Origin of the sequence: Flexivirga oryzae (genome assembly GCF_014190805.1) — a bacterium.
GTDB lineage: Bacteria > Actinomycetota > Actinomycetes > Actinomycetales > Dermatophilaceae > Flexivirga > Flexivirga oryzae.
On record NZ_JACHVQ010000002.1, the window covers coordinates 93,085 to 109,202 of the forward strand.

The 16,118-nt window shown below is 67.9% G+C and carries 15 protein-coding genes and 1 tRNA gene; 8 read left to right on the plus strand and 8 right to left on the minus strand.

Features of this window, described 5'->3' with window-relative positions; all coding sequences use genetic code 11:
• The first annotated feature begins 106 nt into the window (after positions 1-106).
• Complete coding sequence (locus FHU39_RS13450) at positions 107-1,282, plus strand: acyl-CoA dehydrogenase family protein (RefSeq protein ID WP_183321131.1); 1,176 nt, start codon at positions 107-109, stop codon at positions 1,280-1,282.
• Entirely contained in the window at positions 1,279-2,043 is a 765-nt protein-coding gene (locus tag FHU39_RS13455) for an SDR family NAD(P)-dependent oxidoreductase (RefSeq protein WP_183321132.1), read from the plus strand. Before FHU39_RS13450 ends, FHU39_RS13455 begins: the two co-directional genes overlap by 4 nt.
• Here the strand turns inward: FHU39_RS13455 and FHU39_RS13460 are convergent.
• Complete coding sequence (locus tag FHU39_RS13460; protein ID WP_183321133.1) at positions 2,040-3,131, minus strand: hypothetical protein; 1,092 nt, start codon at positions 3,129-3,131, stop codon at positions 2,040-2,042. The genes FHU39_RS13455 and FHU39_RS13460 overlap by 4 nt on opposite strands.
• A gap of 98 nt (positions 3,132-3,229) precedes the next feature.
• Positions 3,230-4,267, minus strand: a complete 1,038-nt coding sequence (gene mgrA, locus FHU39_RS13465) for an L-glyceraldehyde 3-phosphate reductase (RefSeq protein WP_246336609.1) — start codon at positions 4,265-4,267, stop codon at positions 3,230-3,232.
• 100 nt (positions 4,268-4,367) lie between these two features.
• Between mgrA and FHU39_RS13470 the strand changes: the two genes are divergently transcribed.
• Positions 4,368-4,440: transfer RNA gene (locus FHU39_RS13470), tRNA-Thr, on the plus strand.
• Positions 4,441-4,999: 559 nt separating this feature from the next.
• On the opposite strand, the gene acnA is transcribed toward FHU39_RS13470, so the two are convergent.
• The 4 genes from acnA to FHU39_RS13490 form a co-directional block, all read right to left on the minus strand.
• Entirely contained in the window at positions 5,000-7,819 is a 2,820-nt protein-coding gene (gene acnA / locus FHU39_RS13475; RefSeq protein ID WP_183321135.1) for an aconitate hydratase, read from the minus strand.
• 55 nt (positions 7,820-7,874) lie between these two features.
• Entirely contained in the window at positions 7,875-8,204 is a 330-nt protein-coding gene (locus tag FHU39_RS13480; protein WP_183321136.1) for a cupin domain-containing protein, read from the minus strand.
• Positions 8,205-8,369: 165 nt separating this feature from the next.
• The gene (locus FHU39_RS13485) at positions 8,370-10,292 is read right to left on the minus strand and encodes an AAA family ATPase (RefSeq protein WP_183321137.1); all 1,923 of its coding nucleotides are present in this window, start codon (positions 10,290-10,292) and stop codon (positions 8,370-8,372) included.
• Positions 10,282-11,400: an NDMA-dependent alcohol dehydrogenase gene (locus tag FHU39_RS13490; RefSeq protein ID WP_221185530.1), complete on the minus strand. Its 1,119-nt coding sequence runs from the start codon at positions 11,398-11,400 to the stop codon at positions 10,282-10,284. Before FHU39_RS13490 ends, FHU39_RS13485 begins: the two co-directional genes overlap by 11 nt.
• Positions 11,401-11,596: 196 nt before the next feature.
• On the opposite strand from FHU39_RS13490, the gene mftA reads away from it, so the two are divergent.
• Genes mftA through mftC form a run of 3 tightly spaced genes read left to right on the plus strand, consistent with a single transcriptional unit; the run spans position 11,597 to position 13,264 of the window.
• The gene (gene mftA / locus FHU39_RS13495; RefSeq protein ID WP_183321138.1) at positions 11,597-11,722 is read left to right on the plus strand and encodes a mycofactocin precursor MftA; all 126 of its coding nucleotides are present in this window, start codon (positions 11,597-11,599) and stop codon (positions 11,720-11,722) included.
• Between the two features lie 4 nt (positions 11,723-11,726).
• Positions 11,727-12,038, plus strand: a complete 312-nt coding sequence (gene mftB / locus FHU39_RS13500; protein WP_183321139.1) for a mycofactocin biosynthesis chaperone MftB — start codon at positions 11,727-11,729, stop codon at positions 12,036-12,038.
• Entirely contained in the window at positions 12,035-13,264 is a 1,230-nt protein-coding gene (gene mftC, locus FHU39_RS13505; RefSeq protein WP_183321140.1) for a mycofactocin radical SAM maturase, read from the plus strand. The genes mftB and mftC overlap by 4 nt, the downstream gene beginning before the upstream one ends.
• A 13-nt stretch (positions 13,265-13,277) precedes the next feature.
• Here the strand turns inward: mftC and FHU39_RS13510 are convergent, their stop codons facing one another.
• Entirely contained in the window at positions 13,278-14,531 is a 1,254-nt protein-coding gene (locus FHU39_RS13510; protein WP_343065892.1) for a multidrug effflux MFS transporter, read from the minus strand.
• 38 nt (positions 14,532-14,569) lie between these two features.
• Here FHU39_RS13510 and FHU39_RS13515 point away from each other — a divergent pair, with 38 nt between their 5' ends.
• Both FHU39_RS13515 and FHU39_RS13520 read left to right on the plus strand, forming a co-directional pair.
• Positions 14,570-15,007, plus strand: coding sequence for a MarR family winged helix-turn-helix transcriptional regulator (locus tag FHU39_RS13515; protein ID WP_183321141.1), 438 nt, complete (start codon positions 14,570-14,572; stop codon positions 15,005-15,007).
• Positions 15,008-15,083: 76 nt separating this feature from the next.
• Positions 15,084-15,533, plus strand: a complete 450-nt coding sequence (locus FHU39_RS13520) for a pyridoxamine 5'-phosphate oxidase family protein (protein ID WP_183321142.1) — start codon at positions 15,084-15,086, stop codon at positions 15,531-15,533.
• Here FHU39_RS13520 and FHU39_RS13525 read toward each other — a convergent pair.
• Positions 15,514-15,957: a pyridoxamine 5'-phosphate oxidase family protein gene (locus FHU39_RS13525; RefSeq protein WP_183321143.1), complete on the minus strand. Its 444-nt coding sequence runs from the start codon at positions 15,955-15,957 to the stop codon at positions 15,514-15,516. The two genes, FHU39_RS13520 and FHU39_RS13525, sit on opposite strands and share 20 nt — an antisense overlap.
• Positions 15,958-16,118: the final 161 nt, after the last annotated feature.

The following is a 16,118-nucleotide window of genomic DNA, read 5'->3' on the forward strand; positions in this document are numbered from 1 at the left end:
TCACGATTGATAGAAGATTTTCTTGTCTGATCTATCTTAGACCGGAAAACTTCCTGTTTCCAACCCGCTGTGTCGCGTCACTGTGACGCGGATTACGCTCCATTGCATGCCGGTCGAACGCATCCTTCCCACGGCCGACGCGGCGGACCTGATCGAGCTCACCCGCGAGATCGCCGCACGCGAACTGACCCCGCGAGTCGAGGAGGCAGAGCGCACGGGCACACCGCCGCGCGACGTCTTCCGCATCCTGGGGCGCGCCGGGCTGTTGTCACTCGCCTATCCCGAGGAGTACGGCGGGGGCGGTCAGCCCTACGAGGTCTATCTTCAGGTCGTCGAGGAACTCGCGATCGCCTGGATGAGCGTCGCCATCGGCGTCTCGGTGCACTCGCTGACGGCATACCCGATCGACCGCTTCGGCACCGATGCGCAACGCGCGGCGCTGCTCCCTGACATTCTGGGTGGCGAAACCCTCGGCGGTTACTGCCTGTCCGAGCGGGAGGCCGGATCCGACATCGCCGCGATGCGCACCCGCGCCACGCTCGCCGACGACGGCAGCGCCGCTCTCAGTGGCACCAAGAGCTGGATCTCGCACGCGTCACACGCCGACTACTACACGACGTTCGCGCGCACCGACGACTCCGGCGGCAAGGGCATCTCGTGCTTCGTCGTGCCGGCCGACGCGGCCGGCGTCAGCTTCGGCTCCCCCGAACGGAAGATGGGCCTGGCCGGGGACCCGGTCGCCGAGGTGCACTTCGACAACGTGGCGGTCGGCGCCGACCGGATGATCGGTGCCCGCGGTTCGGGTATGCCGATCGCACTGTCCGCGCTCGACTCGGGCCGACTCGGCATCGCGGCGGCGGCAACCGGGCTCGCGCAGTCGGCGCTCGACCTGGCCGCGTCATACGCCGCGGAGCGCCAGCAGTTCGGCAGACCCATCGCGCAGTTCGAGGGACTGGCGTTCCTGCTGGCCGACATGGAGGCAGCCGTCACGTCGGCACGTGCGACGTATCTGCTCGCCGCCCGGCTCAAGGACGCCGGCCGCCCCTTCTCCAAGCAGGCGGCGGTCGCCAAGCTGGTCGCCACCGACGCTGCGATGCGCGTGACGACCGACGCGGTGCAGGTGCTCGGCGGGGCCGGTTACACCGCCGACTTCCCCACCGAGCGGTTCATGCGCGAGGCCAAGGTGACCCAGATCTTCGAAGGCACCAACCAGATCCAGCGGCTGGTCATATCGCGGCACCTGCTGCAGAACCTCAGCAACCGAAAGGGCTCCACCCGATGAAGATCGACTCCACCACCGTCGCCCTCGTCACCGGCGCCGGCTCCGGCCTCGGCGAGGCCACCGCGCGCAAGCTGTCCGCCGAGGGAGCCTCGGCGGTGCTTCTCGACCTTCCGACCTCCAAGGGAGCAGAGGTTGCCGAGTCACTCGGCGACAGAGCGCAGTTCGTCGCGGCTGACGTGACCGATGAGGAGCAGGTCCAGGCCGCGGTCGACGCGGCCGCGAATCTCGGCACGTTGCGGATCGTCGCCAACTGTGCGGGTGTCGCGACACCTGGGCGGATCATCAGCAAGCGCGGCGTCCTGCCGCTCGAGGCGTTCAGCAAGGTCGTGCAGATCAACCTGATCGGCACGTTCAACGTGCTGCGGTTGGCCGCCGAAAAGATGGTCGGCAACGAGCCGGTCGACGGCGACCGCGGCGTCATCACGATGACGGCGTCGATCGCGGCGTATGACGGCCAGATCGGCCAGGCGGCATACGCCTCCTCGAAGGCGGGCATCGTCGGACTCACCCTGACGGCCGCTCGAGACCTGGCCGACAAGGGCATTCGCGTCGTGACGATCGCGCCGGGCACCTTCGAGACGCCGATGCTCGCGGGTCTGCCGAACGATGTGAAGTCGGCGTTGGAGGCGCAGGTCCCGCACCCGTCACGACTGGGCCGGCCGGAGGAATACGCCTCGCTGGTCGCGCACATCGTCGACAACCAGATGCTCAACGGTGAGGTCATCCGTCTCGACGGCGCACTCCGGATGCCTCCTCGCTAGCGCTCGGAGCCACCCGTCGCCCTGAACCTTCGATCGCGGCTCCTCCGTCGCCACGATCTGGATGCCTCCTCGCCAGCGCCGCCCGCGCCCGCTGCGCCGGCCGAGTAGGGCGAGCCCCCTGGGGCGAGCCCGTGATCGAGGCCCCCGATCCGCCGCCGGACCCGCCACAGCAACCACGCCACGCCGATCCCGGTGACGGTCACGTCGAGACGCCCCGCGAGCCCGACGCCGACGGCCAGCAGGCAGTACCAGCCGACGAACCCGGTCACGACCCGGAGCCCGTCCCTCCCGAAGACCGGGCCGCTGACCCTCCCCCGGATCAGCAGCACGCCTGCGGCAACCGGGGCGAGAACGGCCAGGAACGTCACCGGCCAGACGACGGACGTGTCGGACAGACCCATGAGCACCATGTTTGCCGCGGCCGCGACGAACGCGATCGGCGCGACCCACCGCCGTGCGGGAGCCGGTCGCGCGTCGGACTCCCAGAGGGATGGCCGGGCGGGCGACCGGACACCCAGCATCACCAACCCGATGACGAGTCCGCCTGCGCAGATCAACTGCGGGAGTGGCTGCACCGAGTACTGTCCCGACAGCAACAGTGGCACCACGAGGAAGACACCGACGGTGACCGCGACCCCGCGCGGGGTGAGATAGGCGCGCTCTCGATGCCCGGGAAACAGCAGCTCCACCAGGACGATCGTCGACACGATGCTCACTGCGACGTGGAAGACGGTGAGGTTGGTCGCGAGCAGCACATTGGTGTGCCACACCTCGCTGTAATGGCCCAGCCCACCGTCCGAGGACGGCCGCGCCGAGAGCCAGAACCGGTCCACCAACGCCTCTTCGAACACCGCATAGGCAGCACCGAGCAGGCACAGCCCCCGCAGACCGAGACCGCGCCGGAACGCGATCTCCCTGCAGAGCAAGGCACCGCATCCGTACAGCGCGATCAGCAACACGGCACCGGGCGGCCACAGGACCACGTCGAGGGGCGGCGTGGCACCTGTCAGGCAGTCACCCAGGACGGGCGCGAGCAGCAGGATGGCGACCACTGGCCGCCAATTGCCCTCTGTGCGTTGCTTACCCACGCAACCAGCAGATCAACTCGGTGGTATGGCGGGCATCGGCCGAAGGTATCGGCGAGCAATCCGGAAGTTGGAGTCGCGTCCGCGGAGCGCGACGGAGGTCAGCTGTTGGACGACTTCGCCCAGAGGTTGATGCCCGACTCGACGGCGTGCCGGTCGATCTTCTTGAGTTCGTCCTCGTCGAACTGAAGGTTGTCCAGGGCGCCGAGGTTGTTGTCGAGTTGTTCGACGCTGGACGCACCGACGAGCACCGACGTCACCCGCTTGTCGCGGAGGGCCCACGCGAGCGCCAGTTGGGCCAGGCTCTGCCCGCGCTTCTTGGCGATCCGGTTGAGCGACCGCAGGTGCTTCAGCGTGTCCTCGGTCAGCAGCTTCGGGTCCAGCGACTTGCCCTGCGTCGCTCGCGAACCCTCCGGCAGACCTTTGAGGTACTTGTCGGTCAGCATGCCCTGCGCCAAGGGCGAGAACGCAATGCAGCCAACGCCGTTCACCCCGAGGACATCGAGCAGGTCTTCCTCGACCCACCGGTTGATCATCGAGTACGACGGCTGGTGGATCAGCAGCGGCGTGCCCATCTCACGCAGGATCTTCACGGCCTCCCGGGTGCGCTCGCCGCTGTATGACGAGATCCCGACATACAACGCCTTTCCTTGGCGCACTGCGGTGTCCAACGCGCCAAGGGTCTCCGCCAGCGGCGTGGTCGGATCGAACCGGTGGCTGTAGAAGATGTCGACGTAGTCGACGCCCATCCGCTGTAATGACTGGTCGAGCGACGCGAGCAGGTACTTGCGCGATCCGCCGCCCTGCCCGTACGGGCCCGGCCACATGTCGTAGCCGGCCTTGGTCGACAGGATCAGCTCGTCCCGGTAGCGCTTGAAGTCCTGCGTGAAGATCGTGCCGAAGTTGCGCTCCGCGGAGCCGTACGGCGGGCCGTAATTGTTCGCCAGGTCGAAGTGGGTCACGCCACGGTCGAAGGCTCGGCGCAGGATAGCGCGCTGTCGGTCCAACGGCACGTCGTCACCGAAGTTGTGCCACAGGCCGAGGGAGATGGCCGGCAGGTCCAATCCGCTGGCACCGCAACGGCGGTAGGTCATCGAGTCGTAGCGCTTGCGGTGGGCTTGGTAGTCGTCGGCGTGCATAGTCACGCCATACATTCAATCGCACGGGCGGACGGATTCGTGGGACGGGCGCAACCCCCGGTAGCATGAGGCCGCTCGCGAGCCGCAAGCTCGCGAACACGCCGGTGTAGCTCAGTTGGTAGAGCGCTTCACTTGTAATGAAGATGTCGCGGGTTCGACTCCTGTCACCGGCTCCGCTGGTGTCAGCGCGCTTGCTGCGTTCCGTGGTTGCGAGACTCGTTGCGTGGCAGGGATTTTGCGAACTCGTCGTGCTGTGCGAGCCAACGGAGTTCGTGGTGCTGACAGACCCCGAAGGAAACGAATTCTGTGTCGAATCTGTTACCGGGACGGTTCCGCGCCAAGTGGCCGGTCACACGAGTTGGATGTCGCACTGGGGCCGGGTGCGTTAGCCAGACGGGCGTCGGCGGTCAGCAGGGCAGTCGCTTCAGTCAAGTCGGCGAGAGCGAACGTAAGTGCGGTGCGGCAAGTTCTTCCTCACCCAGCCGATCAGCATCGAGACGACCGGCGAGCAGCTCGGCGACGACACCGGCACCGGCACTGACGACTTTCACTCGCCGCGGCCTCCGCCAAGGCGTCATGAACCTCATCAGGCACGTCACGGATCTGCACGACTTCCGACATGTACCATCCTGACGCGATGGGTGCACTCTGCACCCATCGCGTCACTGGAGGATCGCTCTCCGGTCGGCGACAAGGCGATCAGGGCCGGTCACGAGGTTTCGCAACCACACCTCAGCCCTCCTCGTCGAGCAACTGCCGCAGCACGTACGGCATGATGCCGCCGTGCCGGTAGTAGTCGGCCTCTCCGGGGGTGTCGATGCGGACCACGGCGTCGAAGCTGGTCTCCGCGCCGGTCCCCGGGTGAACGGCATGCACCTGCACCGTCTCGGGAATCCCGTCGGTCAAGGCAGCGATGCCGGTGATGTCGAAGGTCTCCTCCCCGGTCAGCCCCAACGAGTCCGCGCTCTCACCATCGGGGAACTGCAGCGGCAGCACACCCATCCCGATCAGGTTGGACCGGTGGATGCGTTCGTACGACTCGGCGATCACCGCTTCGACACCGAGCAGCGTGGTGCCCTTCGCCGCCCAGTCGCGTGACGAGCCTGAGCCGTACTCCTTGCCGGCCAGCACAAGCAGCGGGGTCTGGGCAGCTTGGTAATGCTCACTCGCCTCGAACACCGTTGTGACCGTGGCGTTCTCGCCTTCTCCGGTGGTGAAGTCACGGGTGAAGCCACCCTCCGTGCCGGGCGCCAGTTGGTTGCGCAGCCGGATGTTCGCGAACGTCCCGCGGATCATCACCTGGTGGTTGCCCCGGCGCGACCCGTAGGAGTTGAAATCGCGCGGCCCGACGTCGTGTGCAGTGAGGTACGTGCCGGCCGGCGAGTCACGCTTGATCGATCCGGCCGGCGAGATGTGGTCGGTCGTGACGCTGTCACCGAGTTTCAGCAGCACCCGTGCACCCTGCAGGTCCGTGACCGGCACCGGTTCAGGCCCGACGCCGTCGAAATAGGGTGGTTGCTGCACGTATGTCGAGGCGTCATCCCAGGTGAACGTCTCTCCCTCGGACACGTCGAGACCACGCCACCGGTCGTCCCCGGAGAACACATCGGCGTATCCCTCGGCGAACATCTCCGCTTGCAGACAGGATTCGATCACCTCGTTGATCTCCTGCTCGGTCGGCCAGATGTCCCGCAGGTAGACGTCGGCGCCCGACTCGTCGACGCCGATGGGGTCGGTGAGCACGTTCACGTGCAGCGTGCCGACCAGCGCGTAGGCGACGACGAGGGGCGGCGAGGCGAGGAAGTTCATCCGGCACTCGGGATGGATGCGGCCCTCGAAGTTGCGGTTGCCAGACAGCACCGAGCACACCGTCAGGTCGTGCTCCTGCACGGCCGCGGACACCTCGGGGATCAGCGGTCCGGAGTTGCCGATGCAGGTGGTGCAGCCGAAGCCGACCAGGTTGAAGCCGAGTTTGTCCAGGTACGTGGTCAATCCGGCACGCTCGATGTAGTCGGTGACCACCCTGGAGCCGGGCGCCAGGGAGGTCTTCACCCACGGCTTGCGGGCCAGCCCGCGCTGCACGGCGTTCCTGGCCAACAACGCGGCCCCGATCATCACCGACGGGTTGGACGTGTTGGTGCAGGACGTGATCGCGGCGATCACGACGTCGCCGTTGTCGATGCTGTATGGCGCGCCGTCGAGCTCGATGTCCGCCGGTGAGCTCGGCCACTCGTGCTCGCCGCCGCAGGCGCACGGCGAATGCGGGGCGTCCTGATCCCGGTCGTGGTCGACCGCGACCGGATCACTGGCCGGGAAAGACTCACCCGAAGCCTCGTCGAGGCCCGCCTCGATCGCCTCGGCCTGACTGCGCCCGGACAGCAGGGCGGCCACGGCGTGCGGGGCGATGCGCAGCGGGATCCGGTCATGCGGTCGTTTCGGTCCGGCGATCGACGGCTCGACCGACCCGAGGTCCAGCTCCAACACCTGCGAGTAGTCCGGTTCGCGGTCGGGGTCGTGCCACATGCCCTGCTCGCGGGCATACGCCTCGACCAGCTGGATCTGTTGCTCCGCGCGCCCGGTCAACCGCAGGTAGTCCAGCGTGACCTGGTCGACGGGGAAGATCGCACAGGTGGCGCCATACTCCGGGCTCATGTTGCCGATCGTGGCGCGGTTGGCCAGCGGCACGTTGGCCACGCCCGGCCCGAAGAACTCCACGAACTTGCCGACCACACCGGTCCGGCGTAGCAACTCGGCGACGGTCAGTACCAGGTCGGTGGCGGTGGTGCCGGCCGGGAGTTCACCGGTGAGTTTGAGCCCGATCACCTGCGGCACCAGCATGCTCATGGGCTGGCCGAGCATCGCCGCCTCCGCCTCGATGCCGCCGACACCCCAGCCCAGCACGCCCAGACCGTTGACCATCGGCGTGTGCGAGTCCGTGCCGACGAGGGTGTCCGGGTACGCCTCCAGACCGTCCGGGCCTTCCCGGGTGAAGACCACCCGCGACAAGTACTCCAGGTTGACCTGGTGGCAGATGCCGGTGTCCGGCGGGACCACGCTGAAGTCGGTGAACGCCTGCTGGCCCCAACGCAACAGCTGATAGCGCTCTGCGTTGCGCTCGAACTCCAGCTCGGCGTTGACCCGGAACGCATCCGGCCGCCCGAACACGTCGGCGATGACGGAGTGGTCGATCACCAGCTCGGTGGGGATCAGCGGGTTGATCCGGGACGCATCACCTCCGAGCTCGGTGATGGCGTCACGCATCGCCACCAGGTCGACGACGCACGGCACCCCGGTGAAGTCCTGCATGAGCACCCGGGCCGGGTAATAGGAGATCTCGCGACCGTGTGCAGCGGTGGGATCCCAGCCGGCGACGGCCTCCACCTGCTCGGCAGCGACCTGTCCGGCCTCCTGGTGACGCAGCAGGTTCTCCAGCAGCACCTTCAGGCTGTAGGGCAATCGCTCTGCCCCGTCGACACGGTCCAGACGGTGGATCAGGTAGCTGGTGCCGTCCACGACCAGTGTGTCTCGGGTCTGGTTGCTGTCGATGGTCATGAGACCTCCCGGTGCCGGGTTTATTAGGTGGTCGAGCGTCGCGTAGTGCGCGTCGTCAACGATTGACCGCGGTCAGCAGAAACGCAGTGTCGGTCAACGCCTCGACCGAATGTGGTGCGTCCGGGACGGCCAACAGGTCACCGTCTCGGCCTTCCCAGCTGACCTCGCCCGCCCGAAGCCGAAGGCGGCCGGTGATCACCAGCAGCGTGGTATCGCCCGGGTTTGCGTGTTCGGCGAGTTGGGCGTCGGCCCGCAGCGCGATCACGGTCTGACGTAGTCGCGTCTCGTGCCCGCCGTAGACCGTCCGTGCCGCTCGCCCACTGCTGGCCTCCGCAGCCCGTTGGCCCATCTCGCGGGCCAACGCTTCCAAGCTGTGCTTGTGCATGTGCGCTCCTCGAGTCCGGGCATCCGGTCCTTCGAAGATACTGCTGCCGGTCGATGCAGCGGGCCGTAGCACGCAAAATCAGCTGCGCTGCGAGTTACGACGTCGTGCCATGGACCAACGTCCCGACGTTGCCTGCGCTCCCGCTTGTCGTATGACGAGCGATCCTCAACTCAGACCGGCTAGCAGCGAGTCCAGCACTTCCGGCCCGTTCTGCGCATCGGTGAGCTCGGCACACCGGGCGCCGGCCCGCCGGGCGAACCCACTCGCCTCCGCGCTGTCACCACCCGGTGCGAGGACGACGAGTTCGTCGAGGGCCTGCGCTGCGCGGACTGCAGCCGGGAGCCCTTCGCCGTGCGAGTCGCTGACCCGGCAGTCGGACAGGAGCACCACGACCCGGCGGGATGCCCGGGAACCCGCAAGGACCTCTGCCGCCCGGGTCAGGGCGTTCGTCAGCCCGGTCTCCCCGTGCCCGACCAACCGCAGAACCCGGTCCACGACGTCGGATCCCGGTGCCTGCTCGTGCAATTCGCGCAACGTCACCACGTCGCGACCGAACGCCAGGACAGCGAATTCGTCGGGCATCCGGACGGCGCAGGCGGCGGCAAGGATGGACGCCTGGGCGAGCCGATCACCGCTCATCGATCCGGACCGGTCGACCAGCAGGACGAGACACAACGAGCTTCGCGACCAGTGCGACGACACGAGATCGTCCAACGCCACCGGTCGCGCCTGGGCCCGTGCGTCGACGATCCGGTCGAGCGACGCCTCGATGTCCAGGTCCCCGTCCAGCCGGCCGACCGAGCGCAGTCGCCGGTGTATGCCGGAGCGGTCGGGTCGGCCCCGTGCGACGCGCTCGAAGATGAGCCGGGCGGACAACCGTTCGGCCGCGGCTCGCAGCGCCGGGTCGGTGGCGCGACGCATCCGCGACAGCAGCACGATCGTGCCGTCGACGTCGTCGGACAAGGCATCCCTCAGGGCCTCCTCGTCGACCTGCCCGACCTCCGGCGAGATCTGCTGGAACGACGGCGAGGACTCCAACTCACGACGAGACACCTGTCGTTCGTCGGGGCTGCTGCGCGGACGGGGGCGGCGCTGCGGGGCGGCCTGCTGCTCGGAGTCTGCGCCACCCTCAGCAGCGGCCGAGGATTGCCCCGGCGAATCACCCTCGGTAGCTTCGGTTTTCGGCGTCGTGAAGAAGCGCTCGTACAGCTCGGCGATGATCGCCTCCGGGGTACGGTCGGACGTCCGCGCCACTTTGATCCGGCCGGACAGCGAGACCTTGGCCGCGTCGAGGCCGACGTCGGCCAGGGGCGCGTCCCGTCGGGCCGCGAGCGCCAGCGCAACCCGGGTCAGGTCGATCGCGCCCCGCACCGACGAGCCGGTCTGCAGCTCGGGGTGTTCCCGGGTGGCGCGCACGAGCTCGACCGCCCGCCGCACCCAGTCCTCGTCCAGGGCGGCGCCGGACTCGGCGACGCTCCCCCGCACGATGGCGACCTCGCTTGCGGCGCTCTGGTAGCCCATCGCGATCCGGCAGGTGCGGTCCGACAGGGCCCCGGAGATGCGGGCGGTGCCGACGGTGTCGTAGGGATTCATCGCGGCCACGAACCGGAAGCCGGGTCCGGCGGTGACCCGGCCCAGCCGGGGGACCGCGACCTCCCGTTCGGACATCGCGGTCAGGAGCACGTTGAGGGTCTCCTCGGGCACCCGGTTGAGTTCTTCGACATACAGCAGGGTGCCCTCCCGCATCGCCTCCAGCAGTGGCCCGTCGACGAAGACGTCCGGGCTGTACCCGCGCGCGATGACCAGGGCCGGGTCGAAGTGCCCGACCAGCCGTGCCGGTGTCAGCTCGGCGTTGCCCTCGACGAAGGCGAAGCCGATGTCCCGCGACCGGGCCACCGCACGCAGCAGCGTCGACTTGCCGGTGCCCGGCGGTCCCTCCAGCACGACGTGCGCACCCGCGTCCAGGGCTGCCTCGAGCAGCTCGGCCTCCGGTGCCCGGTCGACGACCACCGCGCGGACCGGCGGCCCGCCGGCACGGGACCGCTCCCGCGCCGGCGAGCCGCCCCCGCGCGACGGGTCAGTGTTCATGGACGATGATGCCCCGCACGTTCTTGCCCGCCTCCAGGTCGGCATACCCTTCGTTGACCTCGTCCAGTGTGTAGGTCTGGGTGATCAGCTCATCCAGTTTGAGGTCACCGGCCTGGTAGAGGCCCAGGATCCTGGGGATGTCGGTCATCGGGTTGCAGTCACCGAAGAGACTGCCGATGATCTTCTTGCGGAAGAGGGTCAGGATCGACCCGGGCAACTGGATGTTGTCCATGTCCAGCTTGTTCAGACCGGTCAGGACCACATTGCCGTCCTTCCCGACGATGTTGAACCCTTCGGACACCACCTCGGACGTCATCAACCCGACGGTCAGGATCGCCGCGTCGGCCATCTGACCACGGGTCAGCTCGGTGACCGCCTCCATGGCCTCACCGGCCGTGGCGAACGCGTGCGTCGCACCGAGTTCGAGTGCTTTTTCGCGTTTGTTCTCCAACGGGTCGATCGCGATCACGTTCTTGGCACCCGCGTAACGGGCACCCTGCACCGCGTTGATACCGATGCCTCCGACCCCGATGACGACCGCGGTGTCACCGGGTCGCACCTTGGCACTGTTGACCGCCGACCCCCACCCGGTGGGCACCCCGCACCCGACCAGGACCGCCTTGTCCAACGGCAGATCACCATCCACCGGCACGCAGGAGTTCTCGTGGATCACGCTGTACTGGCTGAACGTCCCCAGCATGCACATCGCCCCGTAGTCACCCTTGGGGCCGGTCAGTGGGAACCGCTCACCGGGCAGGTACCCCTCCAAAATGGTTGCGCCCATGTCGCAGATCGACTGGCGCCCGGTGGAGCAGTACCGGCACTTGCCGCACGACGGGATGAACGAACACACGACGTGATCGCCCTCGGCGACCCGAGTCACGCCCGGGCCGACCTTCTCGATGACACCGGCACCCTCGTGCCCCAGCACCATCGGCAGACGCGCCTGCATGTCCCCGGTCGTGATGTGCAGGTCCGAGTGACACAGACCCGCGTAGAGGAACTTGATCAGGACCTCCCCGGGTCCCGGATCGTCCACATCGAGTTCTTCGATGACGATCGGCTTGCCGGGCTCATAGACGACTGCGGCGCGTGTCTTCATAGGCATTGGGGACCCTCCGACTGATTCGGATCGTGACTGGATGTGACCTATCCCACTCTGCCCCGAAATGCGGTCGTCGGTCGGCGGATCGGGTCAGGAAGGTCGGATATGACCGACCCTCTTCCATTTTGACCCCCAGTGCCATTATGGTGATCGGCACCACAATGAATGGGTGTAGGCCCAGTGATCGCAGGGAGTAGCCATGGCACAGCAGACCGAAGCAGTGGACGCAGCGACCGAGTCGGCGCAGGAGGGCCCGGTGGAGGTCGTGAGCGCCGACGAGTTGATCGAGGACGTGTCGATCGACGGCATGTGCGGTGTCTACTGAGCGTATGGCGCACACTCAGCGCCCGGCGCTGGATGAGCGGTGGCGGCTTTCGCCGTCGGTGGCGCTGCGGCCAGAGTCGTTCGGTGCGTTGGCCTACCACTTCGGCAATCGCCGCCTGACCTTCCTGAAGAACCCTCGCCTGGTGGCGCTGGTGCAGGGCCTGGCCGAGCAGCCGAACATCGGTGCGGCGCTGGCGGCCGCTGAAGTCCCCCAGGAGCAGTGGCCGGTCTACCTGCAGGCGTTGGCCGGCCTTGCCGACGGAGACATGATCCAACCCCTCGACCGGGATCCGGCCGACGAAGGAGATGCGGTATGACGAGCACGGCCCTGGCGCGCCCGACGGGTGGCCCCTTGCTGCAGCAGTTCGAATACGGCCTGGACGCACCGATCTGCCTGACCTGGGAGCTGACCTACGCGTGCAACCTGGAGTGCGCGCACTGCCTGTCGTCCTCCGGGCGGCGGGATCCCCGGGAGCTGACGACCGCGCAGTGCGAGGCGGTCATCGACGAACTGCAGCGGATGCAGGTGTTCTACGTCAACATCGGCGGTGGTGAGCCGACGATCCGCCCGGACTTCTGGCACCTGCTGGAATACGCCGTCGCACACCAGGTCGGGGTGAAGTTCTCCACCAACGGCGTTCGCATCACGGAAGATCGCGCCCGGTTCCTGGCCTCGACCGACTACGTCGACGTGCAGATCTCCCTCGACGGCGCCACCGCAGAGGTCAACGACTACGTGCGTGGCCCCGGGTCGTTCGACACCGCGCTGCGGGCACTGCGCAACCTGCGCGACGCTGGCTTCCAGGACGCGAAGATCTCGGTAGTGGTGACCCGGCAGAACGTCGAGCAGCTGGACGAATTCAAAGCCATCGCAGACGAATTCGGTGCGACCCTGCGGTTGACCCGGCTGCGCCCCTCGGGTCGCGGTGCGGACGTGTGGGACGAGTTGCACCCGCTGCCCGAGCAGCAACGAACGCTCTACAACTGGCTCCTCGCGCACGGCGAGGACGTGCTGACCGGCGACTCGTTCTTCCACCTGTCCGGCTTCGGCGAGTCCCTGCCCGGGCTCAACCTGTGCGGTGCCGGCCGGGTCGTGTGCCTGATCGACCCGATCGGTGACGTCTACGCCTGCCCGTTCGCCATCCACGACAACTTCCTCGCCGGCAATCTGCTGCGCGACGGCGGGTTCGCAAACGTCTGGCGCACCTCCGAGCTGTTCGCCGACCTCCGCTCGCCGCAGACCGGCGGCGCGTGCGCCAAGTGCACCTTCTTCGACTCCTGCCGCGGTGGCTGCATGGCGGCGAAGTTCTTCACCGGGTTACCGCTGGACGGCCCGGATCCCGAGTGTGTGCAAGGGTATGGCGAGTCCGCGCTGGCCGGCGAACGCGTCCGACCGGACGGCGGCCGGGACCACTCCAAGACGGCTCCCACCCGCAATCAGCCGGTGATGCTGACCCTGCGCCGTCGCGAAGACCTGCAGGCACCGCCGGTCTCGGCGTGCGCGGAGAACCCGCTGGCAGGATTCGTTCCCGACGCGCACTGAGACGCCACGAACGTCATACCGGCGAACGGTTGGCAGCTGAGACCTCGGGTTCGGCCACGTCCGAGCTCGTCGCCCCAGGTCGTATGACGAGTGCCCACACCGCGATTCCGAGGGCGGCCGACACCGTCATACCCGCCGTCATCGCACCCAGAGTTGCGCCGCGCACCGACACCAGCGGCCCCACGACCGCCCCGGCGAGGTACTGCAGCGAGCCGAGGATCGCCGACGCCATACCCGCGTTACGGCTGTGTCGCAGCAGGGCGAGCGCGGTCGCGGTCGGCATCACGATGCCGACCGATCCGATCGCGAACACCAGCGACGGAAGCAGCCCGATGAGCCCGAGTTGCAGTGCAGCGCTTGCCGATCCGGCGATGGAGGCTGCTGCCATGAAGGTCAGACCGATCCCGAGGACGATGTGCATCGGCAGGCGGCGCAGCAACCGCTGACTGACCCAGCTGCCGGCGATGATCGCCGTGGAGTTGATGGCGAAGACGGCGCTGAACTCCCCTGCCGACAACCCGAAGCGGTCCTGCAGGACGAAGCTGCTGAGCGAGATGTAGGTGAACAGCGTGCCGCTGGCGAGCGCGAGCACGCCGGTCGCCCCGCGGAACAGGCGGTCGCGCCCCACCTCGCGTGCTGCTGCCGCAATACCGCGCAATGCACCGCCCTGCCGGCGCTCGGGCGGCAGGGTCTCGGGCAGCGCCATCACGGTCAGCCAGCCGATCAGCAGCCCGACGGCGGTCAGGACGCCGAAGAGGCCGCGCCACGGCATCAGGTGCAGCAGGCCCCCGCCGACGAGCGGTGCGAGCACCGGCGCCAGGCCGTTCACCACCATCAGCAGGGAGAAGACGTCGGCGATGTGCTCGTCGGGGTAGGCGTCCCGGACGATCGCCCGGGCGATCACCAAACCGGCCGCACCGCAAAGCCCTTGGGCGAACCGGGCGACGATCAGCACCCCGATCGTGGGCGCGACCGCGCACACGACGGACAGCACGACAAAGCCGGCCAGCCCGAGCAACAGCGGCCGGCGACGGCCGATGCGGTCACTGATCGGACCGACCAGCAACTGCCCGACGGCCAGTCCGGCAAGCGACCCCGACAACGTCAACTGCGTTGCGCCGGCACTGGTCGCGAGGTCCTCGGAGATGCGCGGGAGCGACGGTAGGTAGAGGTCGAGCGAGAGCGGACCGAAGGCGGACAACAGCCCGAGCGCAACGATCGCGGCACGGGGTCGCCGTGCCAGCCGCTTCGACTCGATTATTTGCACATAATTATGTTTGCATAATTCCAGATATGCTGCCAGGCATGTCCACGATGCACGACAACGAACCGCTCGCCGAGTTCGCCGACCTGGTGCTCAACGTCGGTCGGCTGATCCGGGCACACACCCCCGCAGGTTCGGAGATCGTCGCCCTGACCGAGACCGAACGCCAGGTGATGCGCCTGATCGACCTGCATCCGGGCTGTGCACCGAGCGACATCGCAGCGCGCGGCCGCCTGCAGCGCACCAACGTGAGCGCGGCGCTGCGGGGGCTCGAGGGCAAGGGGATGATCCGGCGCACCGCGACCGGTCGGCAGGTGAGTGTGACACCGACCCGGCTGGCCGCGACCAACCTGCGGCGGCTGCGTGCGGCCTGGGCGACCGAACTCGCCGAAACAATGGACACGGACCGCGAAACCCTGTTCCAGTGCACGCAATTGCTCCGCGCACTGGAACAGCGGCTGACCGAGCCGGCCGACTGAACGCCGCGGGGTTCGCCTTCGACCCGGGACCTATGGCCCTACCGGCCCGAGCGTTTCGCCGTCGACACTCGGAGACATGAAGTCCTCGACGCACCCACGCACCCAGATCCTCACCTCCGACCAGTGCCTCGCATTGCTCGGGGTGGCACCCGTCGGCCGGCTGGGCGTGGTCGTCGGCGGGCGCCCCGAGATCTACCCGGTCAACCACGTCCTGCACGAGGGCGACATCCTCTTCCGGACGGGCTCGGGCACCAAGCTCGACGGTGCGGTCGGGCAGCCGGTCGCTTTCGAGGTGGACGGCTACGACATCGTGGCGCAGACGGCTTGGAGCGTGCTGGTGACCGGGGTGGCCGAAGAGGTCTCGCGGGTGCACGAGCTGCTGGATCTGATGCGGTTGCCGGTGTTCCCGTGGGAGCCCGGCGCCAAACCGCACCTGATCCGGATCCGCCCGGAGGCCATCACCGGCCGCGAGTTCCCCGCCGTCGACATGTATGCCGACCAGCCGGTCACTCGGACCCGGCGTTGACGGTGCGGCCACCGCTGACCCGGACACGACGGCCGGTCACGGTGCGCGGCTCGATGCGCAGGAAGTAGGGCTTCGCGCCGCCCTGCCACGGGAAGACCGGCAGCTGCAACGCGTCGATCGTCTCGTACAAGCCGTCGACGGAGCGTGCGACGCCCTTGACGACGACACTCCAGGCTTCGCCACGCTCGGCGTCATACCCGTCGGCTTCGAAGGCGACCACGTGCCGGTCCGAGGCGCTGAGTTTGGTGCCCGCGGCCGTGCGGATGACGATCGTGCCGTGATCGACCACGTGGTTGATCGGGAAGATGTCTGGCTCTCCGTCGACGGTCACGGCGAGGCGGCCGACGGGGACTGACCGGGCCAGCGCCCAGCACTCGGAGACGGACAGTTCGACGGTGTCGGGTTGGTTGCTCGTGATGTTCATGACCCGACGATGCCGCCGGCTCGGCCCGTGCCACAGGGTCATTGGTCCCGGTTCCGATGGACAGGACCCAAAAAGATCCCGTCGACCGCCGCGCAGCGTTCGCGGAGGGACGTTCGTCCCTTACCGGCCGGTGCCATCCCGCTGACGCTTGTACCGACAGA

What these genes read in the sequence shown, in the direction of transcription:
- mftB (WP_183321139.1), top strand. Translation starts at nt 11,727, where the DNA reads ATGGCGCACACTCAGCGCCCGGCGCTGGATGAGCGGTGGCGGCTTTCG.
- mftC (WP_183321140.1), top strand. Translation starts at nt 12,035, where the DNA reads ATGACGAGCACGGCCCTGGCGCGCCCGACGGGTGGCCCCTTGCTGCAG.
- mgrA (WP_246336609.1), bottom strand. Translation starts at nt 4,267, where the DNA reads ATGCACGCCGACGACTACCAAGCCCACCGCAAGCGCTACGACTCGATG.
- FHU39_RS13520 (WP_183321142.1), top strand. Translation starts at nt 15,084, where the DNA reads ATGAAGTCCTCGACGCACCCACGCACCCAGATCCTCACCTCCGACCAG.
- FHU39_RS13455 (WP_183321132.1), top strand. Translation starts at nt 1,279, where the DNA reads ATGAAGATCGACTCCACCACCGTCGCCCTCGTCACCGGCGCCGGCTCC.
- FHU39_RS13480 (WP_183321136.1), bottom strand. Translation starts at nt 8,204, where the DNA reads ATGCACAAGCACAGCTTGGAAGCGTTGGCCCGCGAGATGGGCCAACGG.
- FHU39_RS13450 (WP_183321131.1), top strand. Translation starts at nt 107, where the DNA reads ATGCCGGTCGAACGCATCCTTCCCACGGCCGACGCGGCGGACCTGATC.
- FHU39_RS13485 (WP_183321137.1), bottom strand. Translation starts at nt 10,292, where the DNA reads ATGAACACTGACCCGTCGCGCGGGGGCGGCTCGCCGGCGCGGGAGCGG.
- FHU39_RS13525 (WP_183321143.1), bottom strand. Translation starts at nt 15,957, where the DNA reads ATGAACATCACGAGCAACCAACCCGACACCGTCGAACTGTCCGTCTCC.
- acnA (WP_183321135.1), bottom strand. Translation starts at nt 7,819, where the DNA reads ATGACCATCGACAGCAACCAGACCCGAGACACACTGGTCGTGGACGGC.
- FHU39_RS13515 (WP_183321141.1), top strand. Translation starts at nt 14,570, where the DNA reads ATGTCCACGATGCACGACAACGAACCGCTCGCCGAGTTCGCCGACCTG.
- mftA (WP_183321138.1), top strand. Translation starts at nt 11,597, where the DNA reads ATGGCACAGCAGACCGAAGCAGTGGACGCAGCGACCGAGTCGGCGCAG.
- FHU39_RS13490 (WP_221185530.1), bottom strand. Translation starts at nt 11,400, where the DNA reads ATGCCTATGAAGACACGCGCCGCAGTCGTCTATGAGCCCGGCAAGCCG.